Source organism: Kaistella sp., from assembly GCF_041824135.1.
Classification (GTDB): Bacteria; Bacteroidota; Bacteroidia; order Flavobacteriales; family Weeksellaceae; genus Kaistella.
This window is the reverse complement of record NZ_JBGZYM010000094.1, coordinates 1-17,211: the sequence shown is the minus strand read 5'-3', so window position 1 is coordinate 17,211 and position 17,211 is coordinate 1. Positions and strand designations below refer to the sequence as shown.

The following is a 17,211-nucleotide window of genomic DNA, read 5'->3' as shown; positions in this document are numbered from 1 at the left end:
TTTACTCTCAGCAATTTTATTCAAAAAGCATTTTCGTAATGTAATCATTATCTTGATTTCCTCTCGCGGGCGAATATTCTCGACCGTAGAAAATAATTTGTAAGTGTAATTTATTCCAGGTTTCTTTTGGAAAAAGCTTCTTTGCATCTTTTTCGGTTTCCACTACATTTTTACCCGAAGTTAATTTCCACTGCGTCATCAATCGGTGAATATGGGTGTCTACAGGAAATGCTGGGAATCCAAATCCCTGACTCATCACCACAGAAGCAGTTTTATGACCAACTCCAGGAAGCGCTTCCAGTTCTTCGTAGGTTTGCGGAACAACTCCGTTATGCCTTTCTACTAAAAGCTCCGACATTCTCTTCAGATTTTTGGCTTTGGTATTGGCGAGGCCGATTTCTTTAATTAAATATTTAATTTCGTCAACTTCTAATTCTTTCATTTTAAAAGGATCACCGGCAACTTCAAAAAGTTTAGGCGAAATCTGATTCACTTTTTTATCCGTCGTTTGAGCGGAAAGTGCCACCGCAACCAATAGCGTAAAATGACAATTGTGGTCCAGCGGAATAGGAACGGTTGGATATAATTTCTCCAATTCGGTCCTTACGATTTCTGCTCTTTGCTTTTTTAACATTTTAAATCTAAATTTGAACAAAATTAAACAATATGTTGCAAGTAGGCGATCAATTACCAGAATTTGAACTTTTAAACCAAGATGGAGATAAAGTACGGTCGAAGAGTTTTTTAGGAAAGAAGCTGATTGTATTCTTTTATCCGAAAGCGAGCACCCCAGGTTGCACCACAGAAGCGTGTAATTTAAATGATAATCTTACTGAATTAACAAAAGAAGGTTATGAATTAATCGGAGTTTCTGCTGACCCTGTGCCTGCTCAAAGAAAGTTTCACGAAAAGAACGCGTTTCAATTTCCGCTTCTTTCTGACGAGTCCAAAGAGACTTTAGAAAAATTTGGCGTGTGGCAAATGAAAAATTTCATGGGAAGAGAATACATGGGTGTTATGCGAACCACTTTCATTTTTGATGAAAAAGGAATTTGTACCCGCGTTATCGATAAGGTGAAAAATAAAACAGCTGCGAGACAGATTTTAAAAGAATCTTAAATAATTAGCCCAGCATCCGTTGGGCTTTTTTTACACCTTCTGCCAAAACATCTATTTCTTCAAACGTATTGTAAACTGCAAAACTTGCTCGAACCGTTCCTGCGATATTAAAGAAGTTCATAATTGGTTGTGTACAGTGATGACCAGTTCTCACCGCGATGCCGAGTTTGTCCAGAATCATTCCGACATCAGAAGCGATGCCGACTCCTTCCAGATTGAAAGAAACCACTCCTGTTCGGTTGGCTTTTTCACCGTAAATTCGGAGACCGTCAATTTCTAGTAATTTCTTCTGAGCGTAATCAAGCAAAGCAGTTTCATGCGTCTGAATATTTTCCTGACCGATTTTATCCATGAAATCAATGGCTGCTCCCAAAGCGATGTTGCCACCAACATTTGGCGTTCCAGCTTCAAATTTAAAAGGTAGATCTGCATAAGTCGTTTCTTCAAAAGAACACGTCGCAATCATTTCACCACCACCATGAAAAGGTTGGATTTTTCTCAGGATTTCTTCTTTTCCATAAAGAATTCCCGTTCCCATCGGAGCATACATTTTATGTCCAGAGAAGACGAAGAAATCACAATCCATTTTCTGAACATCAATTTTAAAATGCGGCACAGACTGAGCTCCATCAATAACGATCATCGCGTTAGAATTCGCTCTTGTTTTGGCAATAATTTCTTCAATAGGATTAATGACTCCAAGTGCATTTGAAACCTGATTCAGAGAAACGATCTTTGTTTTTTCACTTAAATTTTGATCTAAAAAATCGAGTTGAAGAATTCCGTTTTCGTCCATCGGAATTACTTTCAATTTGGCACCAGTTCTCTCACACAGCATTTGCCACGGAACGATATTCGAGTGGTGTTCTAAATAAGAAATAATGATCTCGTCATCTTTCTTGATCAAATTCGTGATTGCATAAGCGATAAGGTTGATTCCTTCCGTCGTTCCTTTCGTAAAAATAACTTCGAAATCATTTTTAGCATTAAGAAATTTCTGAACTTTTCTGCGCGAAACTTCCATCTCTTCCGTTGCTAACTGACTCAAAGTGTGAATACCACGATGAACATTCGCATTGATTTCTGAGTAATATTTCTCCCAACTTTCCATAACAGCAATTGGCTTCTGAGAAGTCGCACCATTATCAAGATAAATTAAAGGTTTGCCATTAACTTTTTGGGTAAGAATAGGAAACTGACTGCGGATATTTTGAATGTCGAACATAATGCTTATTTAGAATGCTTCAAATTTACGGAATTTTAAATTGAATATTCTTTATATGGAGAGTAAAGAGCATAGAAAAAAAGAATACGAATTATAGCAAAACCACCAAATTATGACCGCTTAAAAACAAAACTTTTTGAAATAAAAAGATCTGGAAAACTATTCCAAGTATCAAAAAAAGACTAATAATTTAATTTTCCATGTGCTGAGTGAAACGCCTTTGCGATCGTCATTTATTAAACAGAATCATTTTTAAAACTTTGCGTCATTGCGTTAAAACTTTTTTCGAAAAGCACCAATCTTAATTAAAAATTCTTCGCCACTTCATTCACATATAGTGCCACCTGAACAGGTCTTCCTTTATCATCAAAAGTTTCCCTTTTATCCATTCCTGTTCGAACAATAACCATCTCCTTCTCTGGAATAACAATAATATATTGTCCATATAAACCACGGAAATAGTAGTGTTTAAGTGGTGCGTCGTTATTAATCCAAAGTCCCATTCCATAAGCACCTTCAGATAATTGAGTCGGCGTTCTCATCTTATTAATAAACTGTGGATTAAGGATTTGCTTTCCATTAAATTCCCCGTTATTTAAAAATACTTGTCCCAGTTTTGCAAAATCTCTGGAATTAGAATTGATGCAGCAAAAGGTTTTTTCCATGCCGAAATCGTCGGTATTCCAGTCTGCGTTTTGTTCCATTCCAAGAGGTTGCCACAATGTTTCTGACGCATATTCTGCAATTGTTTTATCCAGCGATTTTCTTAAAGCAAAACCTAAAAGTTGTGTGGACCCAGATTGATATTCGAACTGTGTTCCCGGTTGATCTTTGAAACCGCGCAGCAAAACTGCTTTTTCCAAAGAATTTCCGTAATAGGCTTTTGCATTCGGCAGAAAAGGGTTGTTATAATCTTCGTTCCAGTTTAAACCCGCTTCCATTTCAGCCAAATTCGCCAACGTAAGATATTTTCCGAAGGGTACGTTGTTGTAATTTTCGAAAAACCCAGCAAATTTCTCATCGAAACTTTTAATTTTTTTCTGCTCAACGGCTTTTCCTACAAGCATTACCGTAACGGCTTTTGCCATAGAAAAAGAATTGGTTTTAGAAGTTGGGGTGTAGCCGTCCCAATATTGTTCATGTACTAATTTCCCATTTTTAATGATGAGAAAAGAAGCCGTTTTTGATTGCTGTAAATCTTCAACGAGATTTTTCGGCAAAGCTTTTTGATTGTACAACGAATCTTTAATCCACGGAATTGATTGTCCTTTAGCGATCGTGTGAGATTTGAAATACGTTCCATCATCTATAGACGAGCCACTTTCACCGCGCAGGTAAGTTTCACGAATTCCTTTGAATAAATAATCATATCCGAAAGTGTAAGCAAGCGCTATTAAAGCAGCAATTGCAACGAGTATTCCTTTTAAAGTTTTTTCTAACATGCAAAAAATGTTTAAGACAAATTTAGGATTATAAATGGAAATCTGTTCAAATAAAAAAGCTCCAGATTTCTCTGGAACTTTCTCGTTAAAATATTTTTTAAAACTTAAATTTTAGAAAGTAAATTTCTGAAATTCGTTTTCTCGTCAATGATTCTTCTTAAATCTGCCACAGCAACTCTTTCCTGTTTCATCGTATCTCTGTCTCTTAAAGTCACCGTATTATCGGTTAGAGAATCGTGGTCAATTGTAATACAGAAAGGCGTTCCGATTGCATCCTGACGTCTGTAACGTTTTCCGATGCTGTCTTTATCTTCGTAGATCATGTTGAAATCGTATTTCAAATCATTGAAGATTTTCTCCCCGTATTCTCCTAAACCATCTTTTTTCATTAATGGCAAGATCGCTGCTTTTACGGGAGCCAATGCTGGAGGAAGAGAAAGAACTGTTCTTTCTGAACCGTCTTCTAAAACTTCGTCTTTCAAACAGTTAGAGAAAATTGCTAAGAACAAACGGTCTAATCCAACTGAAGTTTCTACGACAAAAGGAACGTAATTTTCATTTCTTTCAGAGTCAAAATATTGTAATTTACGACCAGAATGTTTTTCGTGCGCGCTTAAATCGAAATCGGTTCTGGAGTGAATTCCTTCCAGTTCCTTAAATCCGAACGGGAATTTAAATTCAATATCAGCCGCAGCGTTTGCGTAATGAGCCAATTTTTCGTGATCGTGGAATTTATAATTTTCAGCACCTAAACCTAAAGCCAAATGCCAGTTCAAACGTTTCTCTTTCCAGGTTTCATAGAAATCCAATTCCGTTCCCGGTGGTACAAAATATTGCATTTCCATTTGTTCGAATTCACGCATTCTGAAAATAAACTGTCTCGCAACAATTTCATTTCTAAAGGCTTTCCCGATTTGAGCAATTCCAAAAGGCAATTTAAGGCGAGATGTTTTTTGAACATTTAAGAAGTTGACAAAAATTCCCTGCGCCGTTTCTGGTCTCAAATAAAGATCGGTTGCTGAATCTGCAGACGCGCCTAACTTCGTTCCAAACATTAAGTTGAACTGACGAACATCCGTCCAGTTTTTCGAACCGGTATCGGGATCCGCAATTTCTAACTCTTCAATCAATGCTTTCACATCGGCAAGATTTTCATCTCCAAGAGATTTTGCCATTCTTGAAAGAATCGTTTTCTGTTTTTCTCTATATTCTAAAACACGTGGATTCGTGCTTTCAAATTCTTTTTTATCAAAAGCGTCACCAAATCTTTTGGCTGCTTTATCAATTTCTTTTTGTGCTTTATCTTCAACTTTCGCACAATAATCTTCAATTAAAACATCGGCTCTGAAACGTTTTTTCGAATCTTTATTATCAATCAAAGGATCATTAAAAGCATCAACGTGGCCCGAAGCTTTCCAAATAGTTGGATGCATGAAAATTGCAGAATCAATACCTACAATATTTTCATTCATCTGTACCATTGCTTTCCACCAATACTGTTTGATGTTGTTTTTCAGTTCTGCTCCATTTTGTCCATAATCGTAAATCGCCGAAAGACCGTCATAAATCTCACTTGAAGGAAAAATAAAACCATACTCTTTCGCATGCGAAATCAATTTTTTGAAAACATCTTCTTGTTTAGCCATTGTCTTTAGAATTTATGCAAAAATAGGGAATTTTATTGTGATTTTTAAGAGGCTGTGATTTGAAGAATTAGGAGCCGGGAACCTGCTTTCCGCTGTATCTTTTGCGTGTCGGTCTCCTCTTCGTTCCGCCCGTCACGCAAAAGGATGTCGCTTCAATCAGGGCAAGTTACGATTCGGTTTTCAATGAAAGATTCGTTAAAATGATGTGCGTTTCAATTGATCTAAAAACAAAAAGGCAGAAATCACTTTCCGTCTCTGTTCCTATTTAATTAAAAACTATTTAAAAATTATAACTCAAGGCCAAACCAGTTCCAGCACTTTCCACTTTAAAGTAAGGTTGAAAAGAAGTAGATTCTCCGTTTTCAAGTTGGATCGCTTTATCAGCATTTTTCTTGGCTGCCAATGCAAAAGGAATTCCAATTCCTACAATTCCGGCACCGATCCCAACCGCCGTCCAGGCTGTGCTATTATCCTGTTTGATGACTTGAGGTTGACCATTGATCGTAACCGTCGTTTTACCACCACTCAGTGCTCTCGCTAATCCAACACCGATCACGCCGCCTCCAACTCCTGCGAAAATAGTTCCGACCGTATTATTTGTTCGCGCTTTTTTAAAATAAGAAAGTGCTTCAGGATTTTTAAAAACATCATTGTATTTTGACATTTTGTAAGTCTGACCGTCTTTCATTAATTGATTACCAGACATTGCAACTTGACTGTAAGCACTCTGAAAACAGAAAGCCATACTCAGGAATAGAATTTTTTTCATATTTTTTTTTGATAAAGTTTAATAATTAAAAGAAATACAAGATTTAGTGTTCTTTGATGAATTTTTTAATATCCTCATTCTCACCGTAGATCACCAATATGTCTGCACTTTCTAAAACCGTATCGGTCGTTACCACGCCCTGAATCTTGTTGATTCTCTTTACCTTTCCAAAAATATTTTTGTCGGCAATTTTTTTAATAATGGTGACACAAACAAGATTGTAGTTATTTCTAAATCCTACGGCTTCAATAGTTTTTCCGACGAGTTGATCTGGAATCGCAATTTCTGCGATGCTGTAATTTATACTGAGTTCAAAGGATTCAACCATACCTTTTAAAGATAGTTTTTTAGCCCATCTTTCTGCAGTTTCTTCCTCTGGGTGAATAATAGTTTGAACATCCATCGCCTCCAGAATGGTTTCATGAATATTGGAAATCGCCCGACTGATAATTCGGTTTGGATGAAGTTTTTTTACCATTGCTGTTGCCATAATATTCGCGCCAGTATCTTCTCCAATGGCAATGATCACAATGTCAGTGTCTTTGAACGGGAGGCCGTTCATTGTGTATTCATCCGTAGCATCCATACAGATGGCGTGAGAAATTTTTTCTTTTACAGCTTCTACTTTGGCCATACTGTTATCAATACCAATAAGTTCATTGCCTAATTTGGTTAGTTTTTCCGCTAAAGAAAGTCCGAAGTTTCCTAAACCGATGACGATATATTTCATTTTTTTAAATTTAATTAATTAAGATTTCTTCCTTCGGATAACGATAATTATAGTATTTCTCGCGTTTCATTACCGCAATTAAAATAGAGAACATGCTCACTCTGCCAACAAACATGATTGCAATAATAATTGCTTTACCAGCTGGTGATAACGTAGGAGTTATATTTAAGCTCAGTCCTACAGTGGAATAAGCTGAAAATGCTTCGAAAGCCAAACTCATCAGATCTTTTTTAGGTTCGACAATCACCAATAAAAATATTCCAAATCCGACCACAATTAATGACAGTGCGATGATGGAGAAAGCTCTTCTTATGGAATGTTCACCAATTTCTCTTCTGAATATTTCAGTTCTCTTTTTTCCTTTTGCCAAACTGAGAATATTGAGAGCAGCAATCGCAAAAGTGCTTGTTTTAATACCACCACCCGTAGATGCAGGTGACGCGCCAATCCACATTAAAAACATACAGATCATAATGGTGGGCGCCGAAATTGTGGCGACATCAATCGTATTGAAGCCCGCTGTTCTATTATTTGCAGAGATAAAAAATGCTTCTACAATCGCTCCGAAAGTAGAATGTTGCTTCAGAGCGCCATCATATTCGAAGAAGTAAATAATTGCTGTTCCGAAAAAGAGAAGGATAAAAGTAGTCGCAAGAATAATGCGGGAATTAAGATTCATTACCCACGGCGTATAGTGAAATTTTTCTCTGGTAAAGAAGACAGAAATAAAATCTTCACCATGTGTTTAACATATTTGTAAACATTATAAACAATAGGAAACCCTAATCCACCAAAAATAAAGAGGGAAGCTACGGTGAGATGTAACCCGTAATTAAATTGATAGCCCGGTTCATATAAGTTTCCACTCAGCGTTGAAAATCCTGCGTTACAAAATGCAGAAATAGAATGAAAGATGGAAAAGAAAATTCCTTTGTTGATGGAGCCATCGAGTAAAGATAAATCCAGATTCGAAAAGATAACGACGGCACCGACAGCTTCAATAACGACGGTGATGATGATAATTCTTTTGAGCGTGTTGAATACTTCTCCTAATTTATCAGAGCTCGTCATTTCGCCTAAACTAAGTTGGTTCTCGTAAGAGGCACCGCCGCGAAAAAAGTAGCTGAAATAACTTGCAAAAGTCATAATTCCCAGTCCTCCAATTTGTATAAGAGAGATGATGATGATCTTGCCAAACAGCGTAAAATCCTTTGAGGTATCCAATACAATCAGTCCCGTAACGCACACTGCACTTGTGGCGGTGAAAAGAGCGTCCAAAGGTTTGATGCCGTTCACCGTCGCATTGGGCATCATTAATAAGGCGCTGCCAATGAGAATAATAGAAAGGAAACTAACGATAAAAAGCTGCGGTGGATTGATAAAGGTTCTTTTAAAATTAATATGCAAACTGGAAAAATCCCGCACGAAGCAAAGGATGATTAATACATATAAAAGACGAAGGTTGAAGAACTGAAAAGTTCGGGTTTCGAAAAAATTGTATTCGAACCGGGCCAAATAATAAACCACAATAGAGGCTGTCACGATAATTTCCAGCGGCCAAATTTTCTTGGTGGTATTGCTTTTTTTATAAAAATTATAATAAAATATATTGAAAAGCTTGAGAATAAAACTAAAGTCATAGAAATAAATAATTTGGCTACGATAGAGAAACTCCTTGAAAAAGCCAGCTTCTACAATCATAATTAACACTGCTACAAGACTGGTGTAAAAAGAAAAAAGATTGAGTTTGTTATTCCACATATTTAAAAATAAGCCGTAAAAATAGGCTTGGCATTTTTGATTACTACGAATGTAAATAAATTTCAGTCAAAATAAATGAAAATCGCATTCTTCTGATATAATTAGATAAAGTTTTTCTGCCTCTCTACTAATTTGCTTATTTTTGTGTCCAACGCTTATTTCCATGTACAAATCAATTATTCGTCCGATTTTATTCAAGTTTGATCCTGAAGAAGTTCATTATTTTACTTTTTCATTATTAAAGAATTTTCCCTTTCTCACCAAAGTTTTTCTACCAAAACCCATAGAAGATAAAAGATTGGAAAGAGAAGTGTTCGGCTTGAAATTTAAGAATCCGGTGGGTTTAGCTGCGGGATTTGATAAAGATGCAAAAATGTTCAACGAACTGTCAGATCTTGGATTTGGTTTTGTAGAGATCGGAACCTTAACTCCGAAAGCACAGGACGGAAATCCTAAGAAGAGATTGTTTCGTTTAAAGGAAGATTCGGCCATCATCAACCGAATGGGCTTTAATAACCGCGGTGTAGATGCTGCTGTAGAGCGATTGAAGCAAAATAAAAATGTGCTTATCGGTGGAAATATTGGCAAAAATAAAGTGACGCCGAATGAGGAAGCGGTCAACGATTATATCATTTGTTTTGAAAAATTATTTGATCATGTTGATTATTTCGTCGTGAATGTGAGTTCTCCTAATACGCCAAATCTCCGGGAGCTTCAAGACAAAGAACCTTTAACAAAACTACTCGGAACTTTACAGCAATTAAATCTGACCAAGAAAAAACCTAAACCAATTCTTCTGAAAATCGCACCAGATGTAATCGACAGCCAACTTTTAGATATTATCGATATCATCAAAGAAACAAAAATCGCGGGCGTGATTGCAACGAATACAACACTTTCCCGGGAAAACTTAAGTTCAGAAAATAAAAAAGAAACCGGTGGACTTTCCGGAAAACCATTAACAAAACGTTCCACCGAAGTCATCAGATTTCTGTCTGAAAAAAGTGGAAAAGCATTTCCAATTATTGGTGTTGGTGGAATTCATACGGCGGAAGATGCTTTAGAAAAACTGGAAGCTGGCGCTAGTTTAGTTCAGCTCTATACAGGATTTATTTATGAAGGACCAGAATTAATTCATCAAATCAATCAAAAGATTTTGAAATGTTTGTAGTCTGAAGACTGAAGTCCGAAGCTGGTGAAAGCGAGTTACGAAGTTTAATTAAAATAAATTTTATGGCTTTTAAATTTGAAAAATTACGAGTTTGGCAAATTTCTTTAGAATATGGAGAGACGATTAATGATGTTTCATTAACATTCCCAGATTATGAAAAGTTTAATTTAGCTTCTCAAATCAGAAGAGCAGCAGACAGTGTCGCATTGAATATTGCAGAAGGTTCTGTGGGACAAAGTAATGCTGAATTTGGAAGATTTTTAGGGTATTCTATTCGATCGTTAGCTGAAGTTGTAACATGTTTATATAAAGTACAGCTGCGCAAATATATCAGCAGGGAAGAATTTGATACACTTTACGATGATGCATTTCAATTGATGAATCAGATTGCAGCACTTCGAAACAGCCTAAAATAAACAGCCTGTCTTTTTCAAGGCCAAAACTTTAGACTTCTGATTATCATCTTTGGTCTTCCAACTGCCAACTTCTGACTTTAAATGAAAAAATTACTCACCGTATAAATAATCAATCCGACCAATCCACCGACCAATGTCCCATTGACACGGATGAATTGTAGATCTTTTCCGACTTCTAATTCCATTTTTGCACTGAGTTCTTTTCCTTCCCAGTTTCCAACGGTAGAACTGATCAGCGCTCCGAACTGATGGGTATTTTTTAGAATATATTTGTAGGCAGTCGCACGAACCCAGTGATCGATTTTATGTTGAAAAACTTCGTCAGTTTTTAAATTTTCAGAAAGTTCTGCAAGATTTTTTCGAAGGTAATTTTTCAAGGCAGATTGCTCTTCTTCCAATTCACTAGACAAAGATTTTTTAATTGAAAGCCAGATGTCTTGTGAATATTGCTGGATCTTTTCTTCCTTCAGAAAGTCATTTTTAATCGCTTTAAATTCTTCTACCCATTTTTCATCCGTCTGAATTTCTTTAGAAAAAGAATAGAGTTTTTGAGTGATTTCAGTTCGAAGAGAGTGGTTTTCATCCAATTCAACTTCTTCAAAATATTTCGAAAGTCCGCTGGTAATTTTATCTGCAATACCATCATCAACAAATTTTGGGATCAAAAAATAACTTTCGCTTTTCACGCGTTGTTTTACCATTTCTTGATTGTTAAGCACGTATTCTTTAATTTGTTTTGAAAGATTGGTAATAAATCTCTGATGATCTTTTTTATCCAAGATATATTGAATTCCGTTACCAACAATCTGGTTAATTTTTAAATCATCAGACATTTCTTTGGCTTTTTTACCAATGAAAGATACCACAGCGGTATCATCTAATTTATTTAAAATATCCAAAATAATCGTCGAAACCTCTTTCATTAAGTTTTCTTGATTCCGTTCCTTTGACAGCCAGTCGCCCACAAAATTCGAAATTTTAATTTTCTGAATATAGGGTCTGATATTCTGCGGCGAAAGAAAATTCTCTACCACGAAATTTCCGAGATTATCACCAATGCGCTCTTTGCTATTTTCAATTAAATTGGTGTGTGGAATTTTTATTCCAAGTGGATAATTAAAAAGTGCCGTCACTGCAAACCAGTCTGCCAAAGCACCAACCATGGCCGCTTCAGAGAACGCTCGGATATAGCCAATCCAATGAGCGGGATTTTTCTTTTCTAAAATGGTCATCACCACAAAAATAACTGCCATCAAAACGAAGAGTCCTGTGGCAAACATTTTGTACTTCCTTAATTGTATCTTTTTTTCTATGTCATTCATTATTTCAAATGTACTAAATTTGAGTCGCAAAACTTTAATCGATACGATTTCACTAGAAAATTAGTTTTAAAATTTATGAAAATCATTCTTTCAATATTATTTTGCATGTCATTGCAAATGTGTACTCAAGTTAAACAACCCGAAAAATCTACCTCAATGGAAAATTCAACAACAAAAAACAATCCATACTATTCCCGAACAGACCGCACCAAACTGGACGTCCCTAATTCTGAATGGAAAAAAATCCTGCCTGAAGACGTGTATGCAGTTTCCCGTGAAGCCAATACAGAAAGACCTGGAACCGGTAAATATAACGTCTACGATGAAAAAGGGGATTATTATTGCGCAGTTTGTGGAAATCATTTGTTTCGTTCAGACGCTAAATTTGCATCCACTTGTGGATGGCCAAGTTTCTTCGAAGCTGATAAACAAGGTACGACCTACAAGAGAGATTCTACCTACGGAATGGAAAGAACTGAAGTTTTATGTAAAAGATGCGATTCGCATTTAGGTCACGTTTTCAACGACGGTCCGCCACCAACGGGAACCCGTTATTGTATGAATTCTGTCAGTTTAGATTTTGTGGGAGACAGTGAAAAAGCCGCAAAATAAAAATCACTCTAATTATCACAGATCATGTTAGAACATTTTTATACTTGTCCCTATTGCTGGGAAGAAATTTCTGCACTTTTAGATCCTTCTGTTCCGAACCAAACCTATATAGAAGATTGCGAAGTTTGCTGTAATCCGATAGAATTGCATGTGACTTTTGAATCTGAAGAACTGGTCGGCTTTGATGCTGTGAACATTGAGCAATAGATTTCTGTAAAAAGCCTCGGCCTTTTACGATTGATTCTAGAAAATAATAAACCTTATAAAGCAAAAACCTCGACGAAAGCCGAGGTTTTTTTGATTTATAAATGAAAAGTAGTTTTATGCTTTTTCCAGTTCGACTGTAAAATGTCTCAGGATCTCAGATTCCCAGGTAATATTATATCCTTTTTGAATTTCATTTCTGCGGTCATACACATTTTTAATAGCGGCTGCGATATAATCCATATGATTGTTCGTGTACGTTCTGCGTGGAATCGCCAAACGAACTAATTCTAATTTTGGATAACGGTTGATACGCGTTTCCGGATCACGATCCGCTAATAACGTTCCTATTTCTACGGTTCTAATTCCTGCTTCTTTGTAAATTTCATTTGCCAAAGTTTGAGCCGGATATTCTTCTCGTGGAATGTTCGGTAAGAATTTCAAAGAGTCTATGAAAACTGCGTGACCTCCAATTGGTTTTTGCACGGGAATTCCGAATTCAATTAATTTATTTCCGAGATATTCAACTTGAGAAATACGGCTTTCTAAATATTCAAATTCTGTTGCTTCGTTCAATCCAACGGCTAAAGCTGCCATATCTCGTCCGGCCATTCCACCATAAGTGATGAAGCCTTCAAAAATAATGGTAAAATTAGAAGCCTTTTTAAAAATATCTGCATCATTTAAAGCAATAAATCCACCTATATTAACAAGACCGTCTTTTTTAGAACTCATGGTCATTCCAACACCATAAGAAAATGCTTCTTTAGCGATCTCTTTAATGGTTCTGTTTTCTTGGCCTTTCTCTCTCATTTTAATAAAATAAGCATTCTCGGCAAATCTCGCAGAATCGAAATAAATTGGAACTCCATAGCAATCAGAAAGCTCTTTAACAGCTCTCATGTTTTCTAAGGAAACAGGCTGTCCACCAGAAGAATTACACGTAATTGTGATCAAGCAAAATGGAATTTGCTCTTTCGGATACGATTGATAAACCAGTTCTAATTTTTCTAAATCGATATTTCCTTTGAAAGGATGAGGATCTTCAATATCGAAAGCTTCATCGATCGTACAATCTACTGCGTGGGCTTTTCTTATCTCGATATGTCCTTTTGTAGTATCAAAATGAGTGTTTCCGGGAATAACATCACCATCTTTTACCAAAACCGAAAACAGCACATTTTCAGCGGCTCTTCCCTGGTGAGTTGGTAGCAAATATTGATATCCTGTGATATTTTGAACAGTTTCATGTAATTTTTCGAAACTTTTAGAGCCTGCGTAACTTTCGTCGCCGGTCATCATCGCTCCCCATTGTTGGTCGCTCATGGCTCCTGTTCCGGAATCTGTTAATAAGTCAATATAAACTTGAGAGGACTTTAAATTAAATAAATTGTATTTCGAATTTTTCAGCCATTCTTCTCTTTCTTCTCTGGTTGATTGGCGAATTTCTTCCACCATTTTAATTCTGTACGGTTCTGCGTAAGGTAATTTCATATAAGTATGAGTAATAAATAATTGGTAATAAGTAATAAAAAAACGGGAAGCGATAAGTATGAAATTACGTAACGCTCATTACTGATTACTAATCATTCCGGTGCTTTGAAAACGTTGTCATCAGAGTGGAATCCTGCAACGCCACCACTTACGGCAAACTTCATTGCCTGTGCTGCAGTTACGTTATCGAGAATGGTAATGTTGGTTGCTAAAACAAATACTACCCAGCCCGAAACGGCGTATGAATGAGGAAGGTAAACCGAAACATGTTCGGGAAAACCTACTGACGAAAGATCGCTTTGAGTCAAAAATCCGATGCGCCAAAGTGGGGGATTTTCTGCTGTTTTAATGAGCACAGGTTGATTAAATTTCTTTTTATCACCAACGAAAGAAGTCATCACGTCTTTTAAAGAACTGTAAATAAATTTAATTCCCGGTGTATGTTCAAGCAGATAATCAAAACTATCAACGACGACTCGACCGATAATGAATTTGCTTCCTAAAAAACCAATCAAAGTCGTAGATCCGATGACAATTAAAAATGTTATTCCAGGATAAAACTGTTCTGATAATGATGGAATAATATTATCAATACTCGATACAATATACCAAATGATCCAGATTGTTAAGGCAAAAGGTCCAATAATTAAAAGTCCCTGGAAAAATGATTTCACCAAGGTATTGAGTAATTTTTCAAAATGGGCTTTTTGCATTCTTTGCGAGTCTGAAAATCTTTAAATGAGGTTTGGTAAAAATAGGAAAATTTTGGAGTAATTGTAAATAATATTTATCCGTGAATGGTTTCTTTTTTTCCGTAGGATTTAATGATTTCTGCTTCGTAATCCAACCATTCTTCCCAACGCTGATTTACTTTTTCTACGTCTCCTAATTGTCTGGCAAATCCGATGAAAGTGGTGTAATGTCCAGCTTCAGAAATCATGAGATCTTTGTAGAAGGTTTTTAATTCTTCATCTTTGATATTTTCGGTTAAGACTCTAAATCTCTCACAGCTTCTGGCTTCAATCATAGCGGCAAATAGCATTCTGTCGATGATATATTCTTTTCGGGTTCCCTGAACAATGAATTTAAATAATTGTCCCACATAATCATCTTTTCGTTCTCTGCCGAATTCGTAACCACGCTTTTTTATAATTTCATGCACCATTTGAAAATGTTCTAACTCTTCTTGGGCAATTTTCAAAAGCTCTGTCACGATTTCGGGATATTCTGGGCACATCGTAATAATCGTGATTGCATTTGTGGTTGCTTTTTGTTCACACCAGGCATGATCGGTAAGGATTTCCTCCAAATTTCCTTCTGCAATATTGGCCCAACGTGGATCGGTCAATAGTCTCAATTTAAACATTGTCTTAATTTTTGGGTAAATTTAATAAAATTAAAAGCATGATTTTCCATTTAAGCTCTTTGCTAAAATCCTAATTAAATTAACCTATTAATAGTGTAAAGGATTGTATGTGGCACAAATGTTGAATATTCATCAATCAACATTAAAAAAATAAGCTATTATGAACACTTTATCTATGAAAAACAGCTTTGAAAAATTCGGAATTTTTATGCTAACCTTTTTCTTTAGCATATTGACTCTAGCACAAGAAGCAACCAAAACACCAGATTTGAACGTTGATGTAACGACCACTAAAACTACAACCACAGAAGAATGGTTTACGAATCCAATTTATTGGGTAATAGGTGGATTATTCGTGATTATCCTTATTGCGATTATCGCAAGAGGTGGCGGAAAAAGAGGCTAATTCTTTATTCTATAAAGATGATATGAGCTGCTTCGGTTTTAAACTGAAGCAGTTTTTTTACGCAGATACTGGAGGGTTTTCCACCCAAAAGCATCGATCTTTTTTAAACCTTCCGCAATGATCACTGCTAACAAGATGTTGATGGCGAAGATTAACACCAAGAGAATTCCCCACGGTATGGAATCCTTTAACAATACAACGATAAAATAAACCAGAGAAGAACTCATTCCTTGCGCAAAATAATAGAAGATCGCGTTTTTACCGATGTAAGTAATGAAATTGTTTTTGTTTATTTTAAGGCGATTGTACAATACGAATAAAGTTAACAGCGAGAAACTCGACCAAAAGATGTACAATAATTTGGGAGGGAATTTTGCTTTGTTCATTTTCAAGAATAATTCTTTACCTGAATTCCAAAATAGGCAAACCAGAATAATAAGTAATATTCCATAGAGTAGGGGAAGCCATTTCGTTGCTATTTTTTTACCTTTTAATTGATGGGCAATTAAGAATATACCTAGATATAAAGCAACATAACCGACTTGTCCGGTAGGATAAAATTGAGGGAAGAGATTAAACAGTAATGTTAAACCCAAGCAAAGTCCAATAAACCAGCTGATGTGTTTTGGGAAAAATCTTAAAATTAAAACTCCAAAGACGGTTAAAATAAAATAAACTTTTAGATACCAAAAACTCCCCATCACAACAGGGAAAGTATCTGCATTGGTGTATTGATGAAGATACCAGTTGCCGAGATTCTGCCACTGTGGAACATCGGTAATACTGTGTGGAACATATTTAGAACCGAACGTCGAGTAGAAATCTTTCATCCAATCCAGTCCGAACATATTTAAACCAAAGACTTTGAAAAAATAGTCAAGAAAGAAAAGAAAGGTCACGAAAATCATAAAAGTAATCTGCAGTTTTAGCAATCGATAAAAAGTCTTTTCGATGTTATTACCAGAAGTCAGTCCGCTTAAAGCATAAAACAAAGGAACATCTATTAATAAGGACAGCACTCGCAGTTCGGTTGGAACATAAAATTGTCCTGACCAAAAAACAGTGTGGATAAAGATAATGGCTAATGTTGCAAAACCTTTTGCAAAGTCAATGTAGAGATCTCTTTTCATAGTTTGTTTAAAAATCAAAAGTAATTAAAAATCAGATGAGAAAGATTAATTTCATTTGAAAAATAAGGCGTGATTCTGGAGCAATCCTAAAAGACATAACTGCTTGAGTCAAAATCTTTTCAGAAATTTTAAAGTGCATTGTGGATAACTCAAAAATATTTATTACTTTTGCACCTCGAATTAACTAACAAAATTTATAAACAATGTTTGCAATTGTAGAAATAGCAGGGCTTCAATATAAAGTTGAGCAAGACCAGAAGTTGTTTGTAAACCGTTTGAAAGGCGATATCGGAGGAAAAGTTTCTTTTGATAAAGTTCTTTTAACTGTAAACGGTTCTACAACAATCGGCGCCCCGGCTGTAAGCGGTATCACTGTTGATGCTGAAATCATCAATCAC

The 17,211-nt window shown here is 36.0% G+C and carries 20 protein-coding genes; 7 read left to right on the top strand and 13 right to left on the bottom strand.

The annotated features are described in order from the left end of the window. Positions 1 to 16: 16 nt before the first annotated feature. Entirely contained in the window at positions 17 to 634 is a 618-nt protein-coding gene (nth, locus tag ACEYOS_RS12085; protein ID WP_373708111.1) for an endonuclease III, read from the bottom strand. A gap of 32 nt (positions 635 to 666) precedes the next feature. Here nth and bcp point away from each other — a divergent pair, with 32 nt between their 5' ends. After that, entirely contained in the window at positions 667 to 1,119 is a 453-nt protein-coding gene (bcp, locus tag ACEYOS_RS12080) for a thioredoxin-dependent thiol peroxidase (protein ID WP_373708110.1), read from the top strand. A 4-nt stretch (positions 1,120 to 1,123) separates the two neighbouring features. Here the strand turns inward: bcp and ACEYOS_RS12075 are convergent, their stop codons facing one another. The 7 genes from ACEYOS_RS12075 to ACEYOS_RS12045 all read right to left on the bottom strand — a co-directional run bounded on the left by ACEYOS_RS12075 (position 1,124) and on the right by ACEYOS_RS12045 (position 8,692). Beyond that, the gene (locus ACEYOS_RS12075) at positions 1,124 to 2,344 is read right to left on the bottom strand and encodes an aminotransferase class V-fold PLP-dependent enzyme (protein WP_373708109.1); all 1,221 of its coding nucleotides are present in this window, start codon (positions 2,342 to 2,344) and stop codon (positions 1,124 to 1,126) included. Positions 2,345 to 2,649: 305 nt separating this feature from the next. Continuing rightward, on the bottom strand, positions 2,650 to 3,786 hold the full coding sequence (locus ACEYOS_RS12070; RefSeq protein WP_373708108.1) for a serine hydrolase domain-containing protein: 1,137 nt from the start codon (positions 3,784 to 3,786) through the stop codon (positions 2,650 to 2,652). Positions 3,787 to 3,890: 104 nt separating this feature from the next. Then, positions 3,891 to 5,432, bottom strand: a complete 1,542-nt coding sequence (locus ACEYOS_RS12065) for a glycine--tRNA ligase (RefSeq protein WP_373708107.1) — start codon at positions 5,430 to 5,432, stop codon at positions 3,891 to 3,893. Between the two features lie 280 nt (positions 5,433 to 5,712). Next, the gene (locus tag ACEYOS_RS12060; RefSeq protein WP_373708106.1) at positions 5,713 to 6,201 is read right to left on the bottom strand and encodes a hypothetical protein; all 489 of its coding nucleotides are present in this window, start codon (positions 6,199 to 6,201) and stop codon (positions 5,713 to 5,715) included. A gap of 43 nt (positions 6,202 to 6,244) precedes the next feature. After that, entirely contained in the window at positions 6,245 to 6,931 is a 687-nt protein-coding gene (locus ACEYOS_RS12055) for a TrkA family potassium uptake protein (RefSeq protein ID WP_373708105.1), read from the bottom strand. Positions 6,932 to 6,941: 10 nt separating this feature from the next. Beyond that, positions 6,942 to 7,610: a potassium transporter TrkG gene (locus tag ACEYOS_RS12050; RefSeq protein ID WP_373708104.1), complete on the bottom strand. Its 669-nt coding sequence runs from the start codon at positions 7,608 to 7,610 to the stop codon at positions 6,942 to 6,944. Then, positions 7,610 to 8,692 (bottom strand): potassium transporter TrkG, encoded by a 1,083-nt coding sequence (locus ACEYOS_RS12045; RefSeq protein ID WP_373708103.1) that lies wholly within the window; start codon positions 8,690 to 8,692, stop codon positions 7,610 to 7,612. The genes ACEYOS_RS12050 and ACEYOS_RS12045 overlap by 1 nt, the downstream gene beginning before the upstream one ends. Positions 8,693 to 8,855: 163 nt before the next feature. Between ACEYOS_RS12045 and ACEYOS_RS12040 the strand changes: the two genes are divergently transcribed. Both ACEYOS_RS12040 and ACEYOS_RS12035 read left to right on the top strand, forming a co-directional pair. Beyond that, positions 8,856 to 9,863 (top strand): quinone-dependent dihydroorotate dehydrogenase, encoded by a 1,008-nt coding sequence (locus ACEYOS_RS12040; protein ID WP_373708102.1) that lies wholly within the window; start codon positions 8,856 to 8,858, stop codon positions 9,861 to 9,863. Between the two features lie 62 nt (positions 9,864 to 9,925). After that, on the top strand, positions 9,926 to 10,279 hold the full coding sequence (locus ACEYOS_RS12035) for a four helix bundle protein (RefSeq protein ID WP_373708101.1): 354 nt from the start codon (positions 9,926 to 9,928) through the stop codon (positions 10,277 to 10,279). A gap of 77 nt (positions 10,280 to 10,356) precedes the next feature. On the opposite strand, the gene ACEYOS_RS12030 is transcribed toward ACEYOS_RS12035, so the two are convergent. Further along, a complete protein-coding gene (locus ACEYOS_RS12030) occupies positions 10,357 to 11,601 on the bottom strand; it encodes a DUF445 domain-containing protein (protein WP_373708100.1) in 1,245 nt (414 codons plus the stop codon). A 117-nt stretch (positions 11,602 to 11,718) separates the two neighbouring features. Here ACEYOS_RS12030 and msrB point away from each other — a divergent pair, with 117 nt between their 5' ends. Both msrB and ACEYOS_RS12020 read left to right on the top strand, forming a co-directional pair. After that, positions 11,719 to 12,213 (top strand): peptide-methionine (R)-S-oxide reductase MsrB, encoded by a 495-nt coding sequence (msrB, locus tag ACEYOS_RS12025; protein ID WP_373708126.1) that lies wholly within the window; start codon positions 11,719 to 11,721, stop codon positions 12,211 to 12,213. 24 nt (positions 12,214 to 12,237) lie between these two features. Then, positions 12,238 to 12,420 carry a CPXCG motif-containing cysteine-rich protein gene (locus ACEYOS_RS12020; RefSeq protein WP_373708099.1) on the top strand — a complete coding sequence of 61 codons (183 nt, stop codon included), beginning with the start codon at positions 12,238 to 12,240 and terminating at the stop codon, positions 12,418 to 12,420. A gap of 114 nt (positions 12,421 to 12,534) precedes the next feature. On the opposite strand, the gene ACEYOS_RS12015 is transcribed toward ACEYOS_RS12020, so the two are convergent. From ACEYOS_RS12015 to ACEYOS_RS12005, 3 genes are all read right to left on the bottom strand, one after another. Continuing rightward, positions 12,535 to 13,911: a tryptophanase gene (locus ACEYOS_RS12015; RefSeq protein WP_373708098.1), complete on the bottom strand. Its 1,377-nt coding sequence runs from the start codon at positions 13,909 to 13,911 to the stop codon at positions 12,535 to 12,537. A gap of 92 nt (positions 13,912 to 14,003) precedes the next feature. Further along, a complete protein-coding gene (locus ACEYOS_RS12010) occupies positions 14,004 to 14,624 on the bottom strand; it encodes a DUF502 domain-containing protein (protein ID WP_373708097.1) in 621 nt (206 codons plus the stop codon). Between the two features lie 74 nt (positions 14,625 to 14,698). Beyond that, a complete protein-coding gene (locus ACEYOS_RS12005) occupies positions 14,699 to 15,277 on the bottom strand; it encodes a tRNA-(ms[2]io[6]A)-hydroxylase (RefSeq protein WP_307422272.1) in 579 nt (192 codons plus the stop codon). A gap of 160 nt (positions 15,278 to 15,437) precedes the next feature. On the opposite strand from ACEYOS_RS12005, the gene ACEYOS_RS12000 reads away from it, so the two are divergent. Continuing rightward, the gene (locus ACEYOS_RS12000) at positions 15,438 to 15,683 is read left to right on the top strand and encodes a hypothetical protein (RefSeq protein ID WP_373708096.1); all 246 of its coding nucleotides are present in this window, start codon (positions 15,438 to 15,440) and stop codon (positions 15,681 to 15,683) included. A gap of 38 nt (positions 15,684 to 15,721) precedes the next feature. Here the strand turns inward: ACEYOS_RS12000 and ACEYOS_RS11995 are convergent, their stop codons facing one another. Beyond that, complete coding sequence (locus ACEYOS_RS11995; RefSeq protein WP_373708095.1) at positions 15,722 to 16,813, bottom strand: acyltransferase family protein; 1,092 nt, start codon at positions 16,811 to 16,813, stop codon at positions 15,722 to 15,724. A 203-nt stretch (positions 16,814 to 17,016) separates the two neighbouring features. Between ACEYOS_RS11995 and rplU the strand changes: the two genes are divergently transcribed. Further along, positions 17,017 to 17,211, top strand: a 195-nt coding sequence (rplU, locus tag ACEYOS_RS11990; RefSeq protein ID WP_373708094.1) for a 50S ribosomal protein L21, incomplete at its 3' end; no start/stop codon positions are given.

Bases quoted from the DNA above. Each gene is read 5' to 3' on its own strand.
- ACEYOS_RS12050 (WP_373708104.1), bottom strand. From the start codon at position 7,610: ATGAATCTTAATTCCCGCATTATTCTTGCGACTACTTTTATCCTTCTC.
- ACEYOS_RS12000 (WP_373708096.1), top strand. From the start codon at position 15,438: ATGAACACTTTATCTATGAAAAACAGCTTTGAAAAATTCGGAATTTTT.
- ACEYOS_RS12060 (WP_373708106.1), bottom strand. From the start codon at position 6,201: ATGAAAAAAATTCTATTCCTGAGTATGGCTTTCTGTTTTCAGAGTGCT.
- ACEYOS_RS12070 (WP_373708108.1), bottom strand. From the start codon at position 3,786: ATGTTAGAAAAAACTTTAAAAGGAATACTCGTTGCAATTGCTGCTTTA.
- ACEYOS_RS12005 (WP_307422272.1), bottom strand. From the start codon at position 15,277: ATGTTTAAATTGAGACTATTGACCGATCCACGTTGGGCCAATATTGCA.
- ACEYOS_RS12040 (WP_373708102.1), top strand. From the start codon at position 8,856: ATGTACAAATCAATTATTCGTCCGATTTTATTCAAGTTTGATCCTGAA.
- ACEYOS_RS12010 (WP_373708097.1), bottom strand. From the start codon at position 14,624: ATGCAAAAAGCCCATTTTGAAAAATTACTCAATACCTTGGTGAAATCA.
- bcp (WP_373708110.1), top strand. From the start codon at position 667: ATGTTGCAAGTAGGCGATCAATTACCAGAATTTGAACTTTTAAACCAA.
- ACEYOS_RS12065 (WP_373708107.1), bottom strand. From the start codon at position 5,432: ATGGCTAAACAAGAAGATGTTTTCAAAAAATTGATTTCGCATGCGAAA.
- ACEYOS_RS12020 (WP_373708099.1), top strand. From the start codon at position 12,238: ATGTTAGAACATTTTTATACTTGTCCCTATTGCTGGGAAGAAATTTCT.
- nth (WP_373708111.1), bottom strand. From the start codon at position 634: ATGTTAAAAAAGCAAAGAGCAGAAATCGTAAGGACCGAATTGGAGAAA.
- ACEYOS_RS12035 (WP_373708101.1), top strand. From the start codon at position 9,926: ATGGCTTTTAAATTTGAAAAATTACGAGTTTGGCAAATTTCTTTAGAA.
- ACEYOS_RS12030 (WP_373708100.1), bottom strand. From the start codon at position 11,601: ATGAATGACATAGAAAAAAAGATACAATTAAGGAAGTACAAAATGTTT.
- ACEYOS_RS11995 (WP_373708095.1), bottom strand. From the start codon at position 16,813: ATGAAAAGAGATCTCTACATTGACTTTGCAAAAGGTTTTGCAACATTA.
- ACEYOS_RS12045 (WP_373708103.1), bottom strand. From the start codon at position 8,692: ATGTGGAATAACAAACTCAATCTTTTTTCTTTTTACACCAGTCTTGTA.
- ACEYOS_RS12015 (WP_373708098.1), bottom strand. From the start codon at position 13,911: ATGAAATTACCTTACGCAGAACCGTACAGAATTAAAATGGTGGAAGAA.
- ACEYOS_RS12075 (WP_373708109.1), bottom strand. From the start codon at position 2,344: ATGTTCGACATTCAAAATATCCGCAGTCAGTTTCCTATTCTTACCCAA.
- ACEYOS_RS12055 (WP_373708105.1), bottom strand. From the start codon at position 6,931: ATGAAATATATCGTCATCGGTTTAGGAAACTTCGGACTTTCTTTAGCG.
- msrB (WP_373708126.1), top strand. From the start codon at position 11,719: ATGTGTACTCAAGTTAAACAACCCGAAAAATCTACCTCAATGGAAAAT.